The 17,746-nt window shown below is 66.7% G+C and carries 9 protein-coding genes and 1 other RNA gene; 6 read left to right on the top strand and 4 right to left on the bottom strand.

Going from position 1 to position 17,746, the window contains the following annotated elements:
* Positions 1-275 precede the first annotated feature (275 nt).
* Positions 276-680 (top strand): DUF6165 family protein, encoded by a 405-nt coding sequence (locus O0J73_RS15335; RefSeq protein WP_197586998.1) that lies wholly within the window; start codon positions 276-278, stop codon positions 678-680.
* Between the two features lie 48 nt (positions 681-728).
* Here O0J73_RS15335 and O0J73_RS15330 read toward each other — a convergent pair whose 3' ends face one another.
* Positions 729-1,775, bottom strand: a complete 1,047-nt coding sequence (locus tag O0J73_RS15330) for a glycosyltransferase family 9 protein (protein WP_004154606.1) — start codon at positions 1,773-1,775, stop codon at positions 729-731.
* Positions 1,776-1,795: 20 nt separating this feature from the next.
* Here O0J73_RS15330 and O0J73_RS15325 point away from each other — a divergent pair, with 20 nt between their 5' ends.
* The 3 genes from O0J73_RS15325 to O0J73_RS15315 are packed head-to-tail and all read left to right on the top strand — an operon-like array spanning position 1,796 to position 3,698.
* Positions 1,796-2,545 carry a 3-deoxy-D-manno-octulosonic acid kinase gene (locus O0J73_RS15325; protein ID WP_197563618.1) on the top strand — a complete coding sequence of 250 codons (750 nt, stop codon included), beginning with the start codon at positions 1,796-1,798 and terminating at the stop codon, positions 2,543-2,545.
* Positions 2,545-3,312, top strand: coding sequence for an MBL fold metallo-hydrolase (locus O0J73_RS15320; protein WP_308309076.1), 768 nt, complete (start codon positions 2,545-2,547; stop codon positions 3,310-3,312). The genes O0J73_RS15325 and O0J73_RS15320 overlap by 1 nt, the downstream gene beginning before the upstream one ends.
* Complete coding sequence (locus O0J73_RS15315; protein WP_004154610.1) at positions 3,309-3,698, top strand: nuclear transport factor 2 family protein; 390 nt, start codon at positions 3,309-3,311, stop codon at positions 3,696-3,698. The genes O0J73_RS15320 and O0J73_RS15315 overlap by 4 nt, the downstream gene beginning before the upstream one ends.
* Positions 3,699-3,777: 79 nt before the next feature.
* Here O0J73_RS15315 and ffs read toward each other — a convergent pair.
* Positions 3,778-3,874, bottom strand: an RNA gene (gene ffs / locus O0J73_RS15310) — signal recognition particle sRNA small type.
* Positions 3,875-4,174: 300 nt separating this feature from the next.
* Here ffs and sugE point away from each other — a divergent pair.
* Both sugE and O0J73_RS15300 read left to right on the top strand, forming a co-directional pair.
* Positions 4,175-4,492 carry a quaternary ammonium compound efflux SMR transporter SugE gene (sugE, locus tag O0J73_RS15305; RefSeq protein ID WP_164138702.1) on the top strand — a complete coding sequence of 106 codons (318 nt, stop codon included), beginning with the start codon at positions 4,175-4,177 and terminating at the stop codon, positions 4,490-4,492.
* A gap of 366 nt (positions 4,493-4,858) precedes the next feature.
* Positions 4,859-15,757, top strand: coding sequence for an autotransporter-associated beta strand repeat-containing protein (locus O0J73_RS15300; protein ID WP_308309074.1), 10,899 nt, complete (start codon positions 4,859-4,861; stop codon positions 15,755-15,757).
* A gap of 57 nt (positions 15,758-15,814) precedes the next feature.
* Here O0J73_RS15300 and O0J73_RS15295 read toward each other — a convergent pair whose 3' ends face one another.
* Together O0J73_RS15295 and O0J73_RS15290 are read right to left on the bottom strand one after the other, a co-directional pair.
* Complete coding sequence (locus tag O0J73_RS15295) at positions 15,815-16,258, bottom strand: GNAT family N-acetyltransferase (protein ID WP_308309073.1); 444 nt, start codon at positions 16,256-16,258, stop codon at positions 15,815-15,817.
* A gap of 76 nt (positions 16,259-16,334) precedes the next feature.
* Positions 16,335-17,456: a DUF3667 domain-containing protein gene (locus O0J73_RS15290; protein ID WP_308309072.1), complete on the bottom strand. Its 1,122-nt coding sequence runs from the start codon at positions 17,454-17,456 to the stop codon at positions 16,335-16,337.
* Positions 17,457-17,746: the final 290 nt, after the last annotated feature.

Genomic DNA, 17,746 nt, shown 5'->3' with positions numbered 1-17,746 from the left:
TTTTTTATTTTTGGGGCGCGGGACGCGCCGCGCTTTGCGCGTCGCCCCACACGTTGCTGCGCAACGCGTGGGCCCCTCCCTTTGCCGGCCTCTCCCCGCCCCTGTCGGGGCAGCCCCTCAACAGAGGGGCTTGTTCCTCCAGATGCATCAGTAGATCCACGCCATGCGTGGATGCTGTTCCTGCCGAGCTGAACCATCCACGCATGTCGTGGATCTACCCATTCCATCGCAAGCTGCGGGTTAAACTGCCTGCATCACCTGCTGGAGCTTTCCCCATGACCGCTGAAATCCTCGTTCCCGTTTCTTTCGGCGAGCTGCTGGACAAGATCTCGATCCTGCAGATCAAGTCCGAGCGCATCAGCGACGAGGGCAAGCTGGCCAATGTGCGCAGGGAGCTGTCGGCGCTGGAGCAGACCTGGATGGCGCACCCGGCGGCGGTGAAGGACATCGCCAAGCTGCGTGCCGAGCTGAAGGCGGTCAACGAGCAGCTGTGGGAGATCGAGGACGACATCCGACTGAAGGAGAAGGCGCAGGCGTTCGACCAGGGCTTCATCGACCTGGCCCGCAGCGTCTACCTGCGCAACGACGAACGCGCGCGCATCAAGAAGGCGATCAACCTGGCGCTGGGTTCGGCGTACGTGGAAGAGAAGTCGTATCAGGATTACGCGCAGCGCGCGTAATCCCGTCCAAGCGGTAGATCCACGCCATGCGTGGATGGTGCCTGCCGCTCACCCCAGGTGGTCGGCGACGTAACGCTCGAAGGCGGCGATGCCGTCTTCGACGGTGATCAGTTCCATCACATCGTCGAACTCGATCTTGGTGCCCCACTTCAGATCAGCGGCCTGCTTGGCGAGGTACTTGCGTGCAGCGTCGTCGTAGCGGTCCACGCAGTAACGGCGGTCCGAGTACGGGCCACTGCGGTTCGGATTGCTGGCCGCATGCAGGCCGAGGACTTTCGCGCCCATCGCGTTGGCGATGTGCATCGGGCCGGAATCCGGCGTCATCACCAGGTTGGCGCGGGCCAGCAGGGCGGGCAACTGCTTGAGCGTGTCCTTGCCGACCAGGTCCAGTGCCGGAGTGTGCAGCTGCGCCTGGATCGCGTCGGCCATGCTGCGTTCCAGCTCGCTGCGGCCTCCGCACAGCACCACCTGCCAGCCGCGCTGCGTCGCATGGTTGGCCACCGCAGCGTAGCGATCGGCGTACCAGTTGCGGCGCACGTGGCTGGAACACGGCGAGATCATCAGCACCGGCCGGCCATCGTCCTGCCACTGTGCGTTGGCCCATTCATAGGCCGACTGCGGTACGGCCAGGTCCCAGCTGACCTCGGTCTGGCGCAGGCCCAGCGGTTCGCAGAAGCTGCCGATGGCGTCCAGTACATGGATGCCGCGACGGTCGGGGATGCGTTCGTTGATGAACAGTCCGTGCAGGTCCTTGGAGCGGCTGCGGTCGTAGCCGATGCGGCGCTCGGCCGGGATGAAGGCCGACAGCAGGTTGGCCCGGAACGCCACCTGCATCTGCAGCAGCGCTTCGAAGCGCCCCGGCGGCAGTTGCCTGCGCAGCTCCTTGACGCCGGCCATGCCGCTCTTCTTGTCGTAGGCATGGAAGGTGACGCCGGGCAGGCCATCAAGCAGCTTGTGCCCGGCCTTGTCGATGATCCAGTGGATCGGCGTGTCCGGGCGCGCGGCCTGCAGCGTGCGCACCAGGGGCACCACGTGGGTGACATCGCCGAGTGCGGACAGGCGCAGGAGGCACAAGGAAGAGGACGCTGATGCCATGTGTTGTTAGACTCAATGAGATGGTCGCATTCGACGCCAATGAAGCGCTGACGCCATGCCGCGAGGGTCGCGGCATCGGGGCCATTCTGTTCGACCGCGAGCGGCTGCGGCAAGCCGAGGTCGGCCTGTTCTCGCCCCAGCACTGGGGTAGCAAGGCCCGGCCGGTGGGTGAGGGCGGCCGCGGCAGCGCCTGGTTCATCGATGCGCCGTTCGGCGCCAGCGTGCTGCGCCACTATCTGCGCGGTGGTCTGGCGGCGAAGATCAGCCATGACCAGTACCTCTGGCGCGGCTCGGACCGGACCCGCAGCTTCGCCGAGTTCCGGCTGATGCGTGCCCTGCGCGAGAAGAAACTGCCGGTGCCGCGACCGATCGCGGCGTTCTACATGCGTGAGGGCCTGCGCTACCGGGCGGCGATCCTGATGGAACGGATCGAGGGTGTGCGCTCGCTGGCCGACCGGGCGCTGGTCGCTGGCCGGGGGGCGCCGTGGGAGGAGACCGGCCGGCTGATCGCCCGCTTTCACCGTGCCGGCCTGGACCATGCCGACCTCAATGCGCACAACATCCTGTTCGATGGCAACGGCCATGGCTGGCTGATCGACTTCGACCGCGGCGTCATCCGCATCCCCGCCACGGCCTGGCGCGAACGCAATCTCAAGCGCCTGCTGCGCTCGCTGATCAAGCTGCGCGGCGAGCGCAGCGTGGAAGACGTGCAGAAGGACTACGTGCGGCTGCGCCGCGCCTATGACATGGCCTGGAACCGGGGCACCTGATGGACTGGTCGTTGCGTTTCCTCGGCGTCGGCAATGCGTCGGCGGTCGAGCTGGGGTCGCCGATGTCGGTGATCGAGCGCGATGGCCGTCCGTGGCTGACCATCGATTGCGGCGGTGAAGGCCTGACCGCGTTCAAGGCGCACTACGGGCACATGCCGCAGGCACTGTTCGTCACCCATGTGCACCTGGACCACGTGGCCGGCTTCGAACGGTTGTTCGTGGACACCTTCTTCAACGCGCACCGGCGCGGCAAGGTGCGTCTGTATGTGCCCGCCACGGTGGTGCCGCTGCTGCACAAACGCATCGGCGACTACCCGAACGTGCTGGCCGAGGGCGGTGCCAACTTCTGGGATGCCTTCCAGCTGGTCGTGGTGGGTGAGGCGTTCTGGCACGAGGGTGTGCGCCTGGAGGTCTTCCCGGTGCGCCACCACTGGCCGGAGACGGCCTATGGCCTGCGCCTGCAGGGCGCGCTGACCTGGAGCGGCGATACCCGCCCGATTCCGGAGATGCTGGCCCGCTACGCCAATGACAATGAACTGATCGCCCACGACTGCGGCCTGCACGGCAATCCGTCGCATACCGGCGTGGCCGATCTGGAGCGCGAGTACAGCGCCGAGCTGCAGGCGCGGATGATGCTGTACCACTACGCCAGCGCGGCCGACGGCCAGGCGCTGGCCGCGCGCGGGCACCGCGTGGCGCAGCCGGGGCAGTGCGTGCCGTTGGCCAGCCCGACCGCAGCGCACGTCCTGGCGCAGGACCCGCCATGAACGATACCGGCCGGCCCGCTGATGCGGCGCTGGCTGCCGAACTGGAGGCGCTGGAGCGCGCGCTGCACGCACCGCAGGTGCGGGGTGATCGTGAGCGCCTGGCTGCATTGCTGGACGAGGATTTCAGCGAGATCGGCAGTTCCGGCCAATGCTACGGCCGTGCGGCCGCGCTGGCGGAAATTCCGCTGGAGCGGGCGCAGCTGTTGATCGAGTCGGAACAGTTCGCGGTGCGGCTGTTGGCCGGTGGCCTGGCCCAGGTGCGCTACCGCAGCCGCTATCACGTGGATGGCCAGGCGCAACGCTGGGTGCTGCGTAGTTCGCTGTGGCGCTGGCACGGGCAACGGTGGCGGATGCTGTTCCATCAGGGAACGCCCGAAGCACGGTAGCGCCGGGCCATGCCGGGCGAAGGGCGCCAACCAAGGTTGGCGTCTACCCAAGCGGCGGGCATCGCCCGAAAAGGCGATGGCCCCGCCGGCTGACCTCGGCGCCCGCGTCGATCGATACCGTTGCTGCCTTCCGGCCCTGGCGGGATTTTCGACCTAGCGTCGCGAGGGGCCGACGGGGCCACCATAGAGACGTTGGCCGCCCAGTGGGCGGCCAGTTCACGGATCAGGGGAAGCAGCGCGCGATGCGCCAGAGACCACAGCCGGACTGCACATCAGCTGGCTGATGGCAGAGGCGCATTCTAGCGCAGGCAGGCCCATCGACGCCAGCTTCGCGCACTGAATCGGCTGTAACCCGTTCCCGGCAACGGCGGCCGGGGCGCACCCCCGTTGCTAGAATGCCGGCCTGGAGGAACGACCTCCCCCGCATCGGGAACCAATGACCAGGACGGCCTGGCCCTACCAAGAGGAGGGCCGTCATGGCCTGGATCTATCTGTTGTTCGCCGGCCTGCTGGAAATCGTCTGGGCCGTGTCCATGAAGCAGTCCGAAGGCTTCACCCGGCTCACGCCTACCGTGGTCACGATCGTCGGCATGATCGCCAGTTTCTGGCTGCTGGCCGTGGCCATGCGCAGCCTGCCGCTGGGCACCGCTTATACGATCTGGACCGGCATCGGCGCGGTCGGCGCGTTCGTGGTCGGCATTGTGTTCCTTGGTGAGCAGGTCAGCCCGATGCGGATCGGCGCAGCGGTGCTTATCGTTTCTGGCCTGGTTTTGATGAAACTCTCCAGCAGCTGAGAGTTTATCCGCGCGGTTATATTTGCGCTCTGGGTGTTTTCCGTGAATAGGGAATGTGCATTTTCGGCAAAATAAATTCATTCACGTATTTTATTTGACGCACGTCATGAAAATTATGTGGGTGATTCACGCGGCACTGTCGGCGCCCGTCGCACAGTGCCGCCATTCGTCGAGCGGAATCGGGGAGTTTTCGCTCCGGCGGATACGCTGACGCGTCGTCTTCGCTGCGCGCCCGCGTGAAGATTTGAGATTTTCAGAAGTTAATGCCGGCAGGCCTTGTTCCCGCATCGGGAGCCGGGATGCGCCGCATCGTCTTCAAAAAAACCTGCCCGCAGTGCCATCCGGTCTTTTCATGGAGATTTACCGATGAACCGCATTTACCGTCTGGTTTTCAATCGCGCCCTTGGCGTAATGCAGGTTGCATCGGAGGTCGCCCAGAATCCCGGCGGAAGTGCGGTTACCGCGAAGCGGCCACCACGACTGCGGGCGCATCAGCTGGCGGTCGCACTGGCGGCGACCCTGGCCAGCGGTTCGGCCTTCGCAGCGTGCACAGGCACCACGATCGTCAACTGCGACAGCTCCACCAACATCAACAACTACGCCAACCCGAGCAGCGGCCTGACGTTGAACATCGCCAGTGGCGCGGTGTTCAGCGTGCCTCTGCTGTTGGGCGGCAATGCGGTGACGTTGAGCGGCAGTAACACCACGGTCAACAACGCCGGCACGATCGATCCGTTCCTGACCGGTGGGCTCAGCCTGGCGGCGGCCGGCCTGGTGGTCGGCAACAACACCGCCGGTGGCAGCACGATCGCGGTCAACAACCAGACCGGCGGCGAGATCAAGGGCATCTTCAACATCGGCACCTTGCTGGGCTTCGGCGGCCAGGCGATAACCGCGCAGAATGCCGCAGGTGGGACCACCACGCTGGTCAATGATGGTGCGATTGGAATGTCGCTGCTGGGGGTAGGGCAGCTTGCGGATGCGACGTCGGTGGTGACCTATGGCGGGGCACAGGCCAACGTGACCAACCGTGGCAGCATCACCGGCCGTGTCGGCCTCGGTGCTTCGACCGCTGCTTTGACAGGCAATACGTTCACCAATGCGGGCACGATCACCGGCAGTGTGCATCTGGGCGATTCCGCAGGCGGCAATACCTTCACTGCCGTGGCAGGGTCCAGCGTGGTTACCGGTGGCGGTAGCGCACCTGCCGGCGTGCTCGCTGGCGTAACCGGGGTGAAGGTCGCAGCGGCAGGCACGGTTGATGCAGGCGTCGGCGCCGGTGCCGCCAACAACACCCTGGTGCTGCAGGACAACGCCAGCAACAACGGGCCTGTGTCGAGCATCGGCTGGACCAACTACATCGGCTTCCAGAAGCTGACCGTCAACAGCGGCACCTGGAACCTGCAGGGGCCGTGGTCGGGCACGGGCGCGATCACCCTCGGCGGTGGCGTGGTGAACTTCAACAGCAACACCTCATTCGGTACCGGCCTGTTCACCGTCACTGGTGGTTCGATTGCGGCGAGCGGTGCGGGGCTGTCGCTGGGCAACAATTTCACCCTCAATGGCGGGTTGACCCTGGCTGGTGCCCAGGGCTTCGGCCTGGGGGGCCTGTTGTCCGGTACCGGCGGGCTGACGGTGAACAACACCGGCATCGTCACCCTGGGCGGCGCGAACCTGTTCAGCGGTGGCGTCAACCTCAATGCCGGCGGCCTGGTGCTGGGCAATGCCGGGGCGCTCGGCAGTGGCAGCCTGACCGTCGGTGGCAGCGCCTCGCTGGATACGACGGCCGGCTTCAGCCTGGCCAACAACCTGGTGATCAATGGTGGCGGCGCGCTGAACCTGCTGGGCAGCAATGCGTTGTCATTGAACGGCTCGATCTCCGGTGCCGGCAATCTGACCAAGAACGGTGCCGGCACCCTGACCTTGAACGGCGCCAATTCGCTGACCGGCAATTTCAACCTGGCCGGAGGTGCGTTGGCACTGGGCGCGGGTGGCACCCTGTCGCCCACCGGTGCGATCACGGTCGGCATCGGCACCAGCCTTGACCTGTCTGCAGCGGGCAACCAGACCATCGGTTCGCTGGCTGGGCTTGGCGGCTCGGTCAACCTTGGCAGCCGCACGCTCACGCTCGGCGGGCTGGGCAATACCAGCTACAGCGGCACGTTCGCAGCAGGCACGGGTGGCCTGGTCAAGCTCGGCTCCGGCGTGCAGACCCTGTCAGGCGTCAACAATCTCAGTGGCGGCGTGGCGCTCAATGCCGGTGGCCTGCTGCTGGGCAACGCGGCTGCGCTGGGCAGCGGTGCGCTCAGCGTCGGCGGCAACGTGACGCTGGATGGCACCACGGGCGCGCTTGCGCTCGGCAACACGGTCAATCTCGGGGCGGGTAGCATCCTCAACCTGTCCGGCAGCCAGGCACTTACGTTCAACGGCGTGATCGGTGGGACCGGCAGCCTGGTCAAGAACGGTGCGACCACCCTGACCCTCAACAACGCCAACACCTTCAGTGGTGGGCTGTCACTTGCTGCCGGTGGCCTGGTGCTCGGCAATGCCGCTGCGCTCGGAACCGGCGCCCTGAACGTCGGCGGTGCGGTGACGCTGGATGCAGGGTCTGCGCTGAGCGTGGGCAATGGCATCAACCTTGGCGTGGGCGGGCTGCTGAATGTGCTGGGCAGCAATGCGCTGACCCTGGGCGGTGCCATCGGTGGTACCGGCAGCCTGGTCAAGAACGGAGCGGCCACGCTGACGCTGGGGGGTGCGAATACCTTCACCGGTGGCCTGGCGATCAACGCGGGCAAGGTGGCGGTGGGCAGCGGCGGAAGCCTGGCCGCCGGTGGTGCGGTCAGCCTGGCCGGTGCCGGCGCGGACCTGGATATCTCGGCCGGAGGCAACCAGACCATCGGTGCCTTGTCCGGCATTGCCGGCAGCACTGTGACGCTGGGCGGCAGCACGCTCACCTTCGGTGATGCCACCAACCAGACGTTCGCCGGGGTGATCGGTGGCACCGGTGGACTGGTCAAGCAGGGAACCGGCACGCAGACGCTGAGCGGCGCCAATACGTTCAGCGGTGGCCTGAACCTGGCCGCAGGCGGCCTGCTGCTGGGCAACAACAGTGCAATCGGCAGTGGCGCGTTGACCGTCAGCGGAAACGGTACGCTCGATGGGTCCGCAGCATTGAACCTCGGCAATGCCATCAACCTGGGTGCGGCGCTGACCCTGCCGGGCAGCCAGAACCTCACGTTGGGCGGCAACATCACCGGCACCGGCAGCCTGACCAAGAACGGCGCCTCGCTGCTGACCTTGAATGGCACCAACACCTTCAGCGGTGGCCTGACGCTCAACGCCGGCAGCCTGCTGCTCGGCAACAGTGGCGCACTTGGCAGTGGCGTGTTGAATGTGGGGGGCAGCGCGTCGCTGGACGGCAGCGCGGCGCTGAACCTGGCCAACAACGTGGCCCTCGGCAGCGGGGCGGTGTTGTCGCTGCCGGGTTCGCAGGCGATCACGCTCGGCGGGGTGGTGTCCGGTGCGGGCGGCCTGGTCAAGAACGGTGCCAGCACGCTCACCCTCAACGGTGCCAACACCTTCGCCGGTGGCCTGACGCTCAATGGCGGCGGCCTGATGCTGGGCAATGCCGGCGCGCTTGGAACCGGACTGCTTGCAGTCGGTGCAAACGCCACACTCGACAGCTCGGTGGCCTTGAACCTGACCAATGCAATCGATCTCGATGCCGGCGCGCAGTTGAGCCTGACCAGCAACCAGAACACGGCCCTGGGCGGCCTGGTCACGGGCACCGGCGGCCTGATCAAGACCGGAACCGGCGTGCTCTCGTTGAACAACAGCAATCTCTTCAGCGGTGGCCTTGCGTTGAATGCCGGTGGCCTGTCGGTCGGTGCCAACGGCGCGCTCGGCACGGGGGCGTTGAACATCGGCGGCAACGTTTCGCTGGATGCCGGCGCTGCGGTGACGTTGGCCAATGCAGTGAACCTGGGCGCCAACACGCTGACCCTGCCGGGCAGCAACAACCTGACACTGACCGGTGTGGTGGGCGGGACCGGTGGCCTGATCAAGAACGGTGCCTCGACGCTGACGCTGTCCGGAGCCAACACCTTCGTGGGCGGAGCCACGGTCAACGCCGGTACGCTCGCACTCGGTGCCGGCGGCGGCCTCGCCGCAGGCGGCGCCGTGGATCTTGCCGGTGCAGGTGCAACCCTGGATATCTCCGCGGCGGGCGCCAACCAGACCATCGGCGCGTTGAACGGCGTGGCCGGCAGCCAGGTTGCGCTGGGTACGCAGTCACTCACCTTCGGCGGCGCCAGCAATGGCAGCTTTGCCGGCGTCATCGATGGCAGTGGCGGGCTGGTCAAGACCGGCACCGGCGTACAGACGCTGTCCGGCGCGAATACCTTCGTCGGCGGTGTCGCACTGAATGCCGGTGGCCTGGTTCTTGGCAACACGGGGGCGCTGGGAACCGGGGCGCTGGCGATCGGAGGCACCACCACGCTGGACAACACGGTGGCGGTGAACCTGGCCAATGCAGTGAACTTCGGCAACGGCACGCAGTTGACGCTGGGCGGCAGCAATGACGTCACCCTGGGCGGCGTCGTGGCGGGCAACGGCAGCCTGGTCAAGAACGGTACCGGCCTGCTTACCCTCAACAACACCAATACCTTCGGCGGTGGCCTGACCTTGAACGGTGGTGGGCTGGTGGTCGGCGCCAACGGCGCACTGGGCGGTGGCGCGCTGGCGGTGAATGCCAGCACCACGCTGGATGCAGGTGCCGGCGTCAGCCTGGGCAATGCGATCAACCTGGCCTCGGGTGTTGCGCTGACCCTGCCGGGCAGCAACACGCTGACATTGTCGGGGGTGATCGATGGCGACGGCAGCCTGATCAAGAACGGTGCAACCACGCTGACGCTGTCCGCTGCCAACACCTATACCGGTGGTACCACCATCAATGACGGCACGCTGGCACTGGGCCTGGGCGGCAGCCTTGCCGCGGCGGGGGATGTCACTCTGGGTAACGCCGGCGCCGCTTTCGATATCTCCGGTGCGGGCGGCAGCCAGACCATCGGCGCGCTCAATGGCGTGGGTGGAACCACGCTGGCGCTGGGGGGTAATTCGTTGACCTTCGGCACCGCCAGCAACGCCGCCTTCGGTGGCGTCATCAGTGGCAGCGGCGGCCTGGTGAAGGTGGGTGCGGGCGTACAGACCCTGTCCGGCGCCAACACCTTTGGTGGCGGCGTGACGCTCGATGCCGGTGGCCTGGTGCTGGGCAACGATGCCGCGCTGGGTACCGGTACGCTCACTGTCGGCGGTGCGTCGACGCTGGACACCACCGGGCTGGCCACGCTGGCCAACAACATCGCGCTCAATGCCGGGCTGACCGTGCTCGGCACAAACGCATTGACCCTCAATGGCGTTCTGTCCGGTACGGGCAGCCTGACCAAGGAGGGCGGCGCGACGCTGACCTTGAACGGCGCCAACACTTACACCGGTGGCACCAACATCAACGCCGGTACGCTGGCGCTGGGCGCCAATGCCAGCCTGTCGGCAACCGGCACGGTCAACCTCGCCACCGGCGCCACGCTGGATCTGTCTGCGGGCAACGGCACGCAGCAGTTCGGCACCCTGATCGGCAACGGCACAATCAACCTCGGCGCCAATGCGATCGAGGTGGGTGGGGCGAGCAATGGCACCTTCAGCGGTTCGATCACCGGTACCGGTGGCCTGACCAAGGTCGGTGCCGGCACTGAAACCCTGACCGGAACCAACACCTATACCGGCGGCACGCTGATCAATGCCGGTACGCTGGCGATCGGCCCGGGTGGCAGCCTGGCGGCAACCGGTGCGGTGACGCTTGCTGCACCGGGGACCGGCTTCGACATCTCGACATCCGGCGCCGACCAGACCATTGGTTCGCTGGCCGGCGTAGCTGGCTCCAACGTGAGCCTGGGCGCGCAGTCGCTGATCCTCGGCGGGGTGGCCAACAGCGTGTTCGACGGTGCGATTTCAGGCACCGGCGGCCTGGTCAAGAACGGAGCTGGCGTCCTGACCCTAGGCGGCACAAATCTGTTCAGCGGTGGCGTCGCACTCAGCGGCGGTGGCCTGGTGGTCGGCAACGGTGCTGCGCTGGGCGGTGGCGCGTTGTCGGTCGGCGGCAACGCGACGCTGGACGCTTCGACGGGTGTCACTCTGGGCAACAACATTGGGCTCGCAGCGGGTGTCACTCTCGATCTTCTGGGCAGCAACGCGCTGACGCTGGGCGGTGTGATTTCCGGTACCGGCGGCCTGATCAAGAACGGTGCGGCGACCGTGACCCTGACCGGTGCGAATACCTACACCGGAGGCACCACCATCAACAGCGGCACGCTGGCCATCGGTGCTGGTGGCAGCCTGGCATCGACCGGCGCGGTGAACCTGGCAGGTACCGGTACCCTCGATATCTCTGCGGGCAACCAGACCATCGGTTCGCTGGCCGGCGTGGCAGGCAGCACGGTGGCACTCGGTGGCAGCACGCTGAGCCTGGGCGGCACGGTGGACAGCACCTTCAACGGCGCGATCAGCGGCAACGGTGGCCTGATCAAGAATGGTGCCGGCGTGCAGACGCTCAATGGCGCGAGCACCTTCAGTGGTGGCGTAACGCTCAATGCCGGTGGCCTGGTGCTCGGCAACAACGCTGCGCTGGGCACCGGCGCGGTAACGGTGGGTGGCAATGCCACGCTCGATTCGAACACCGCAGTGACGCTGGCCAACAACTTCATCCTCAACAGCGGGCTGACCGTACTGGGCAGCAACAACCTCACCTTCAACGGCAACCTGAGTGGCGCCGGCTCGCTGACCAAGGAAGGCGCCGCGACGCTGACCTTGAACGGCACCAACAGCTACACCGGAGGCACCTTCATCAATGCCGGTACGCTGGCGTTGGGCGCAGGCGCGAGCCTGCACGCCGGTGGCATCGTCAACCTGGCTTCGGGCGCGACCTTCGATCTGTCGGCAGGCAATGGCACGCAGACCTTCGGCACCCTGATCGGCAACGGCACGGTGAACCTGGGCGCCAATACGCTGACGATCGGTGATGCCAGCAACGGCACATTCAGTGGTTCGATCGGCGGCACCGGTGGGCTGGTCAAGGAAGGCAGCGGCACCGAGACCCTGACCGGCACCAACACCTTCACCGGTGGCACTACGATCAATGCCGGCACGCTGGCGATCGGCGCGGGCGGCAGCCTGGCCGCGACCGGCGCAGTGACCCTGGCCAATGCCGGTACCGCCTTCGACATCAGTGCAGGGGGCGCGCAGTCCATCGGCTCGCTGGCCGGCGTGGCCGGCAGCACGGTGTCGCTGGGTGGCAGCACGCTGACACTCGGTGGCGCGGGCAACACCACGTTCGCTGGTGACATCACCGGTACCGGCGGCCTGGTCAAGAACGGTGCCGGCGTGCAGACGCTGAGCGGCAACAATACCTTCAGCGGTGGCGTGGCGCTCAACGCCGGTGGCCTTGCCCTGGGCAACAACAACGCGCTGGGAACCGGCACGCTGACGGTGGGCGGAAACGCCACGCTGGACGGCACCACGGCATTGACCCTGGCCAATGGCATACAGCTGGCCAGCGGCACGCTGACCTTGCCTGGCAGCAACGCGCTGACCTTGAATGGTGCGATCGGTGGTGCCGGCGGCCTGCTGAAGGACGGTGCCTCGACGGTCACCCTCGGTGGTGCCAGCACCTATACCGGCACCACCACCATCAACAGCGGAACGCTGGCGGTGGCGGCCGGTGGCAGCCTGTCCGGTGCCAGCACGGTCAACCTGGCCGGTACCGGGACACTGGATATCAGTGCCGGCGGCAACCAGAGCATCGGCGGCCTGGCGGGTGTGACCGGGTCCAGCGTGCTGCTGGGTGGCGCAACCCTGAGCACCGGCGGCAACAATGGCAACACTACGTTCGGCGGTGTGCTCAGTGGTACCGGCGGCCTGGTGCAGGGCGGTACCGGCACGCTTACCCTGACCGGCAGCAATACCTACACCGGTGGCACCACCATCAACGGCGGCAGCACGCTGCAGATCGGCAATGGCGGCAGCACCGGGTCGGTACTGGGTGACATCACCAACAATGGCAGCCTGGTCTACAACCTCGGCACCACCGCAACCGTGGGTGGCGTGGTCAGCGGCAGCGGCGGCCTGACCCAGGCCGGCAGCGGTACGCTGGTGCTGACCGGCAACAACACCTACACCGGCGGCACCACCATCAATACGGGCGGCACGCTGCAGGTCGGCAATGGCGGTGCGACCGGCGCGATCGTCGGTGACATCAGCAACAACGGCGCACTGGTATCCAACGTCGCCGGCAACACCACGCTGGGCGGCACCATCAGTGGCAGTGGCGGCCTGACCCAGGCCGGCAGCGGCACGCTGACCCTGACCGGCAACAACACCTACACCGGCGGTACCACCATCAATACCGGTGGCACGCTGCAAGTGGGCAACGGCGGTGCGACCGGTGCGATCACCGGCAACGTCGCCAACAACGGCAGCCTGGTGTTCGACGTGGCGGGCAATACCACCGTCGGCGGTGCGATCAGTGGCAGTGGCGGCCTGACCCAGGCCGGCAGTGGCGTGCTGACCCTGGTCGGCAACAACACCTACAGCGGCGGCACCACCATCAATGCGGGCGGTACGCTGCAGGTGGGCAACGGCGGTGCCAGCGGTGCGATCACCGGTGATATCACCAACAATGGCGCACTGATCTCCAACGTTGCAGGCAACACCCTGCTGGGCGGCACTATCAGCGGCAGCGGTGGCCTGACCCAGGCGGGCAGCGGCACGCTGGTACTGACCGGTACCAATACCTACACCGGCGGCACCACCATCAATACCGGTGGCACGCTGCAGCTGGGTAACGGCGGAGCAACGGGTTCCATCGTCGGTGACATCACCAACAATGGCTCGCTGGTGTCCGGCGTGGCCGGCAACACCACGCTGGGCGGAACCATCAGCGGCAGCGGTGGCCTGACCCAGGCGGGCAGCGGCACGCTGACCCTGACCGGCAACAATACCTACACCGGCCCGACCACCATCAACGCCGGTGGTACGCTGCAGGTGGGCAATGGCGGCGCCACCGGAGCGATCGGCGGCAGCGTCACCAACAACGGTAGTCTGGTGTTCAACGTGGGTGGAAACACCACCGTCGGCGGGGCGATCAGCGGCAGCGGCGGCCTGACCCAGGCCGGCAGTGGCACGGTGACCCTGACCGGTAACAATACCTATACCGGCGGGACCACCATCAACGCGGGCGGCACGCTGCAGGTCGGCAATGGGGGCGCCAGCGGCGCGATCACCGGCAACGTCACCAACAATGGCAGCCTGGTGCTCAACGTCGGCGGCAACACCACCGTCGGCGGAACCATCAGCGGCAGCGGCGGCCTGACCCAGGCCGGCAGCGGCACCGTCACCCTCACCGGCAACAACACCTATACCGGTGGCACCACCATCAATGCCGGTGGCACCGTGCAGGTTGGCAATGGCGGCGCCAGTGGTTCGATCACCGGCAACATCACCAACAACGGCGGCCTGGTCATCAACACGGGGGGCACCACGACACTGGGCGGCAGCATCAGTGGCGGTGGCAGCATCGTGCAGGCCGGCCCGGGCGGCCTGAACCTTGGTGGCAACAGCGGCGGCTTCAGCGGCACCGGCCAGGTCACCGGCGGTGGCCTCAATGTCACCGGCACCATCGGTGGCCAGTGGACCATCGGCAGCGGCACCGGCTTGTCCGGCACCGGCACCATCGGCGGTACCGGTGGTGGCGTGACCGTATCCAGCGGCGGCGTGCTGTCGCCGGGCAATGGCCCGGGCAACGGCAGTGGCACCGGCAATGGCGTCGGTACCATCACCATCGGTGGCAACCTGACCCTGTCGCCGGGCAGTACGCTGGGTATCGATCTGGGCGCCACCGGCAGCGACACGGTGCAGGTGGGAGGCAGCGCCAATGTGGGCGGCAGCACCGTGCAGGTGAATACCATTTCGCCGAGCACCAGCTACCAGCAGGGCCAGCAGTACACGGTGGTCAATGCGGGCGGCGGCGTCAGCGGCCAGTTCGCCGCGGCGACCACGCCGTCGGCCTTCCTGACCATCACCCCGGTCTACACCGCGAACACCGCCAACCTGAAGATCGATGTGGCGCAGACCGCAGCGTTCACCACCGTGGCGAAGACGCGCAACCAGTACAACACGGCTGCGGCGCTGGACAGCCTGCCGCAGAGCGGTCCGGCGCTGGGCCTGTACAACACGCTGCTGATGTACGACGCCGGCACTGCGCGCAGCGCATTCGACCAGCTCTCCGGCGAAGTGCATGCGGCCAGCCGTGCGGTGCTGCTGTATGACAACTACCTGGAAGAAGGCATCCGCCAGCGCCTGGGCAGCGAGTTGCCCACCGTGCGTGGCGAGCGCGCTTCGGCGTGGCTGGCCGGCAGCGGCAAGGTGTTCAAGCAGGATGGCGATGGCAACGGCGACGAGATCCGTTCCAACCGCAATGCGGTGATGGCCGGCGTGGACTGGCAGCTGGGTGAGCACGTGGTGCTGGGTGCGGCCGCAGGCAGCGAGCGGTTGGATACACGGCTGTACGATCGCAACTCGCGTGCCCGCCTGCGCGGTACCACCTTCGGCCTGTATGCACAGGGCGAGTGGAACAACGGCTTCGCGGTGGGCGGCAGCGTGTCGCGCGGCGATTACCGCACGCGCACCACCCGTGAGGTGCCGTTGCTGGGCCAGACCCTGCACAGCCGCCAGGATTCGGATGTGACCATCGCCCAGGTGGAGGGCAGCTGGACCTGGACCCACGGCAGGACCCAACTGCAGCCGTACGTGCAGTTCACCAAGCACTGGGTCGACAGCGATCGTGCGACGGAGCAGGGCGGCAGCGCTGCGCTGGTGCTGGAAGGCGGCAAGGACGCGCTCAATGTCAGCACGGTGGGCGTGCGGGGCCGCTGGGACGTGGGCAGCGGCGAGCGTTTCCCGGCACAGCTGACCGTCGGCCTGGGGTGGCAGCACGCCTCCGGTGACACCGACGTGGCCAGCCGCAACCGCTTCGCGGTGGGTGGCGATGCCTTCGACGTCTACAGCGCGGTGATGGCGCGCAATGCGCTGGTCAGCCAGGTCGGCGTGGCGGTCGGGTTGGGCCGCAACAGCCAGCTGTCGATGTTCGTGCAGGGCCAGCACGGTGATGGCCGCCGCGATGTCGGCGGGCAGATCAACCTGCGCGTGGGCTTCTGAGGGGAGTAGGCCGGCAGCGGACCCACGCACGCCGTGGATCCGGGGAGGGGCGGAAGGCTATACCCTCCGCTCCATCTCCACGGCGTCGATCCCGGCGCCGTGGCCATCGGGCACCACCCGTGTCACGTAGAAGCCGAGGCCGGCATAGAACCCTTGCGTGTGCTGGCTGGTGCTGAGCGTGATGTGCGTGATCGACGAGTCCGCCTCGGCCTGGCGCAGACGTGCCAGCGTCAGCTCGCGGCCGATGCCCTGCCGGTGCAGCGCGCGCTGGACCATGCCCCAGCAGAAGCCGGCGCTGCCATCGCCACGGCACGACAGGCCGCCACAGGCTACGATGTTGCCGTCGCGCTCGATGACCTGGAAGGCAAAGTCCACCGCCTGCACGAGCAGGAAGCGTTCGAAGTCGCTGCGCTCTTCCGCGGCGAAGTACGTGGGCACGTTGCTGTCGAAGATCGACAGGCAGGCGCTGGCATCCGCGGGGCGGTAGAGGCGGAGTTTCATGCGCCCACGATAGTCGATCCGCAGTGGATCCACGCCACACGCGGATTCAGGGGTGAGACGCCATGCGTGTTTTCGCTCAGGCCGAAATGCCCGCCAGCGCCGCGTACATCACCACGAAGGTCACCAGGAACAGGTACACGCCGCCGATGGCGAGGTAGCGCAGTACGGTGAACGCCTTGTTGCCGCCATACACGCGCTGCTGCATCCACAGCAGGTACACCGGAACCGCCAGCCACAGCAGGGCATACAGCCATTGGCTGAGTGTGGCGATCGTGGGTGATGCGAAGGCATTGCCGATGCCGGCGACGAGGAACGTTGCCAGCAGCACCATCATCAGCCAGCAGTGGCTGTAGAGGGCGACCACCAGGTGCTCGAGATAGCCCATCGGTCGACGGAGGTAGGCGATGCGCAGCACCAGTGCGAACACCGGCATCAGGAAGAACAGGGCGCCCGGCAGTGCGGTGAGGATCGCCTGCATGTAGAGATCAGCCTTGCCGCCCATGCGCTTGATGTTGGTGTTGCCGTTCTGCAGGCGCTTGTTGAGCCATCGGTTGGCGAACTGCGGCCAACCATCGAGGACGATGGGATTGCTGTCCGCATCCCAGGGTTTGCCGTTGACGGTGTGATCGAAGAAGGTGCCGTATCCGCCCGTGGTGGTTTCAGCAGGGGCGACGGAGCGGGTGCCCTCGAGCTCTGCCTTGCGCTGTGCGGCGGCGGCATTCACTGCGGCTTTCGCCATGGCGAAGCCGGCGTTGCCGGTGGCGGGGGAGCTGGCCTGCTGTTGGTCGATCAGCGCCAGCTGTCGTGCGCGTGCGGCTTCGACCTGTTCCACGGTGGTGGCCTTGGCGTACACCGAGTCGCGTCCGCCGCCCACACCGAAATCGTCGACGTGTACGAACAGCTTGCCGACGAAGAAGGTGAACAACGTGAGGATGACGAACAGCCGCAGTGGTTGTACGTATCCCACCCGGCGGCCCTTGAGGTAGTTCAGCGCGATGCGGCCGGGCACCCAGAGGTCGCGCAGCGTGCGGAAGATGCGCCCATCCAGGTGCCAGAAGGATTCGAACACTTCCTCGATGGCGTGGCCGACATGCTTGAGCGGGTTGTGCGCCGATTGCCCGCAGCGATGGCAGTAATGGCCATGCAGGGCGGTGTCGCAGTTCTCGCAGGCGGCGTGAGCGTGGTCGGTCGAGCTCATGGGCGATCGGGCGGCGTTGAATGAAGGCGCCTACGATAGCGAATTTTCAGGTTTCGTTCAGTTTTGTTTGAGGGGCCGCGGGAGTGTGAAAGGCGACCAAGAGCATCCACGCATGGCGTGGATCTACGGGTCGGTCTGGAGGAACAAGCCCCTCTGTTGAGGGGCTGCCCCGACAGGGGCGGGGAGAGGCCGGCAAAGGGAGGGGCCCAAAGGTTGCGCAGCAACGTTTGGGGCGAAGCGCGCGTAGCGCGTTTCGCGTCCCTCGGCCCCGCAAAAAAAAAACAACCCCC

Source organism: Stenotrophomonas sp. Sm6012 (assembly GCF_030985895.1).
Taxonomy (GTDB): Bacteria; Pseudomonadota; Gammaproteobacteria; order Xanthomonadales; family Xanthomonadaceae; genus Stenotrophomonas; species Stenotrophomonas forensis.
Note: the sequence above shows the minus strand (reverse complement) of the source record. Positions and strands in the feature narration are given on the sequence as shown.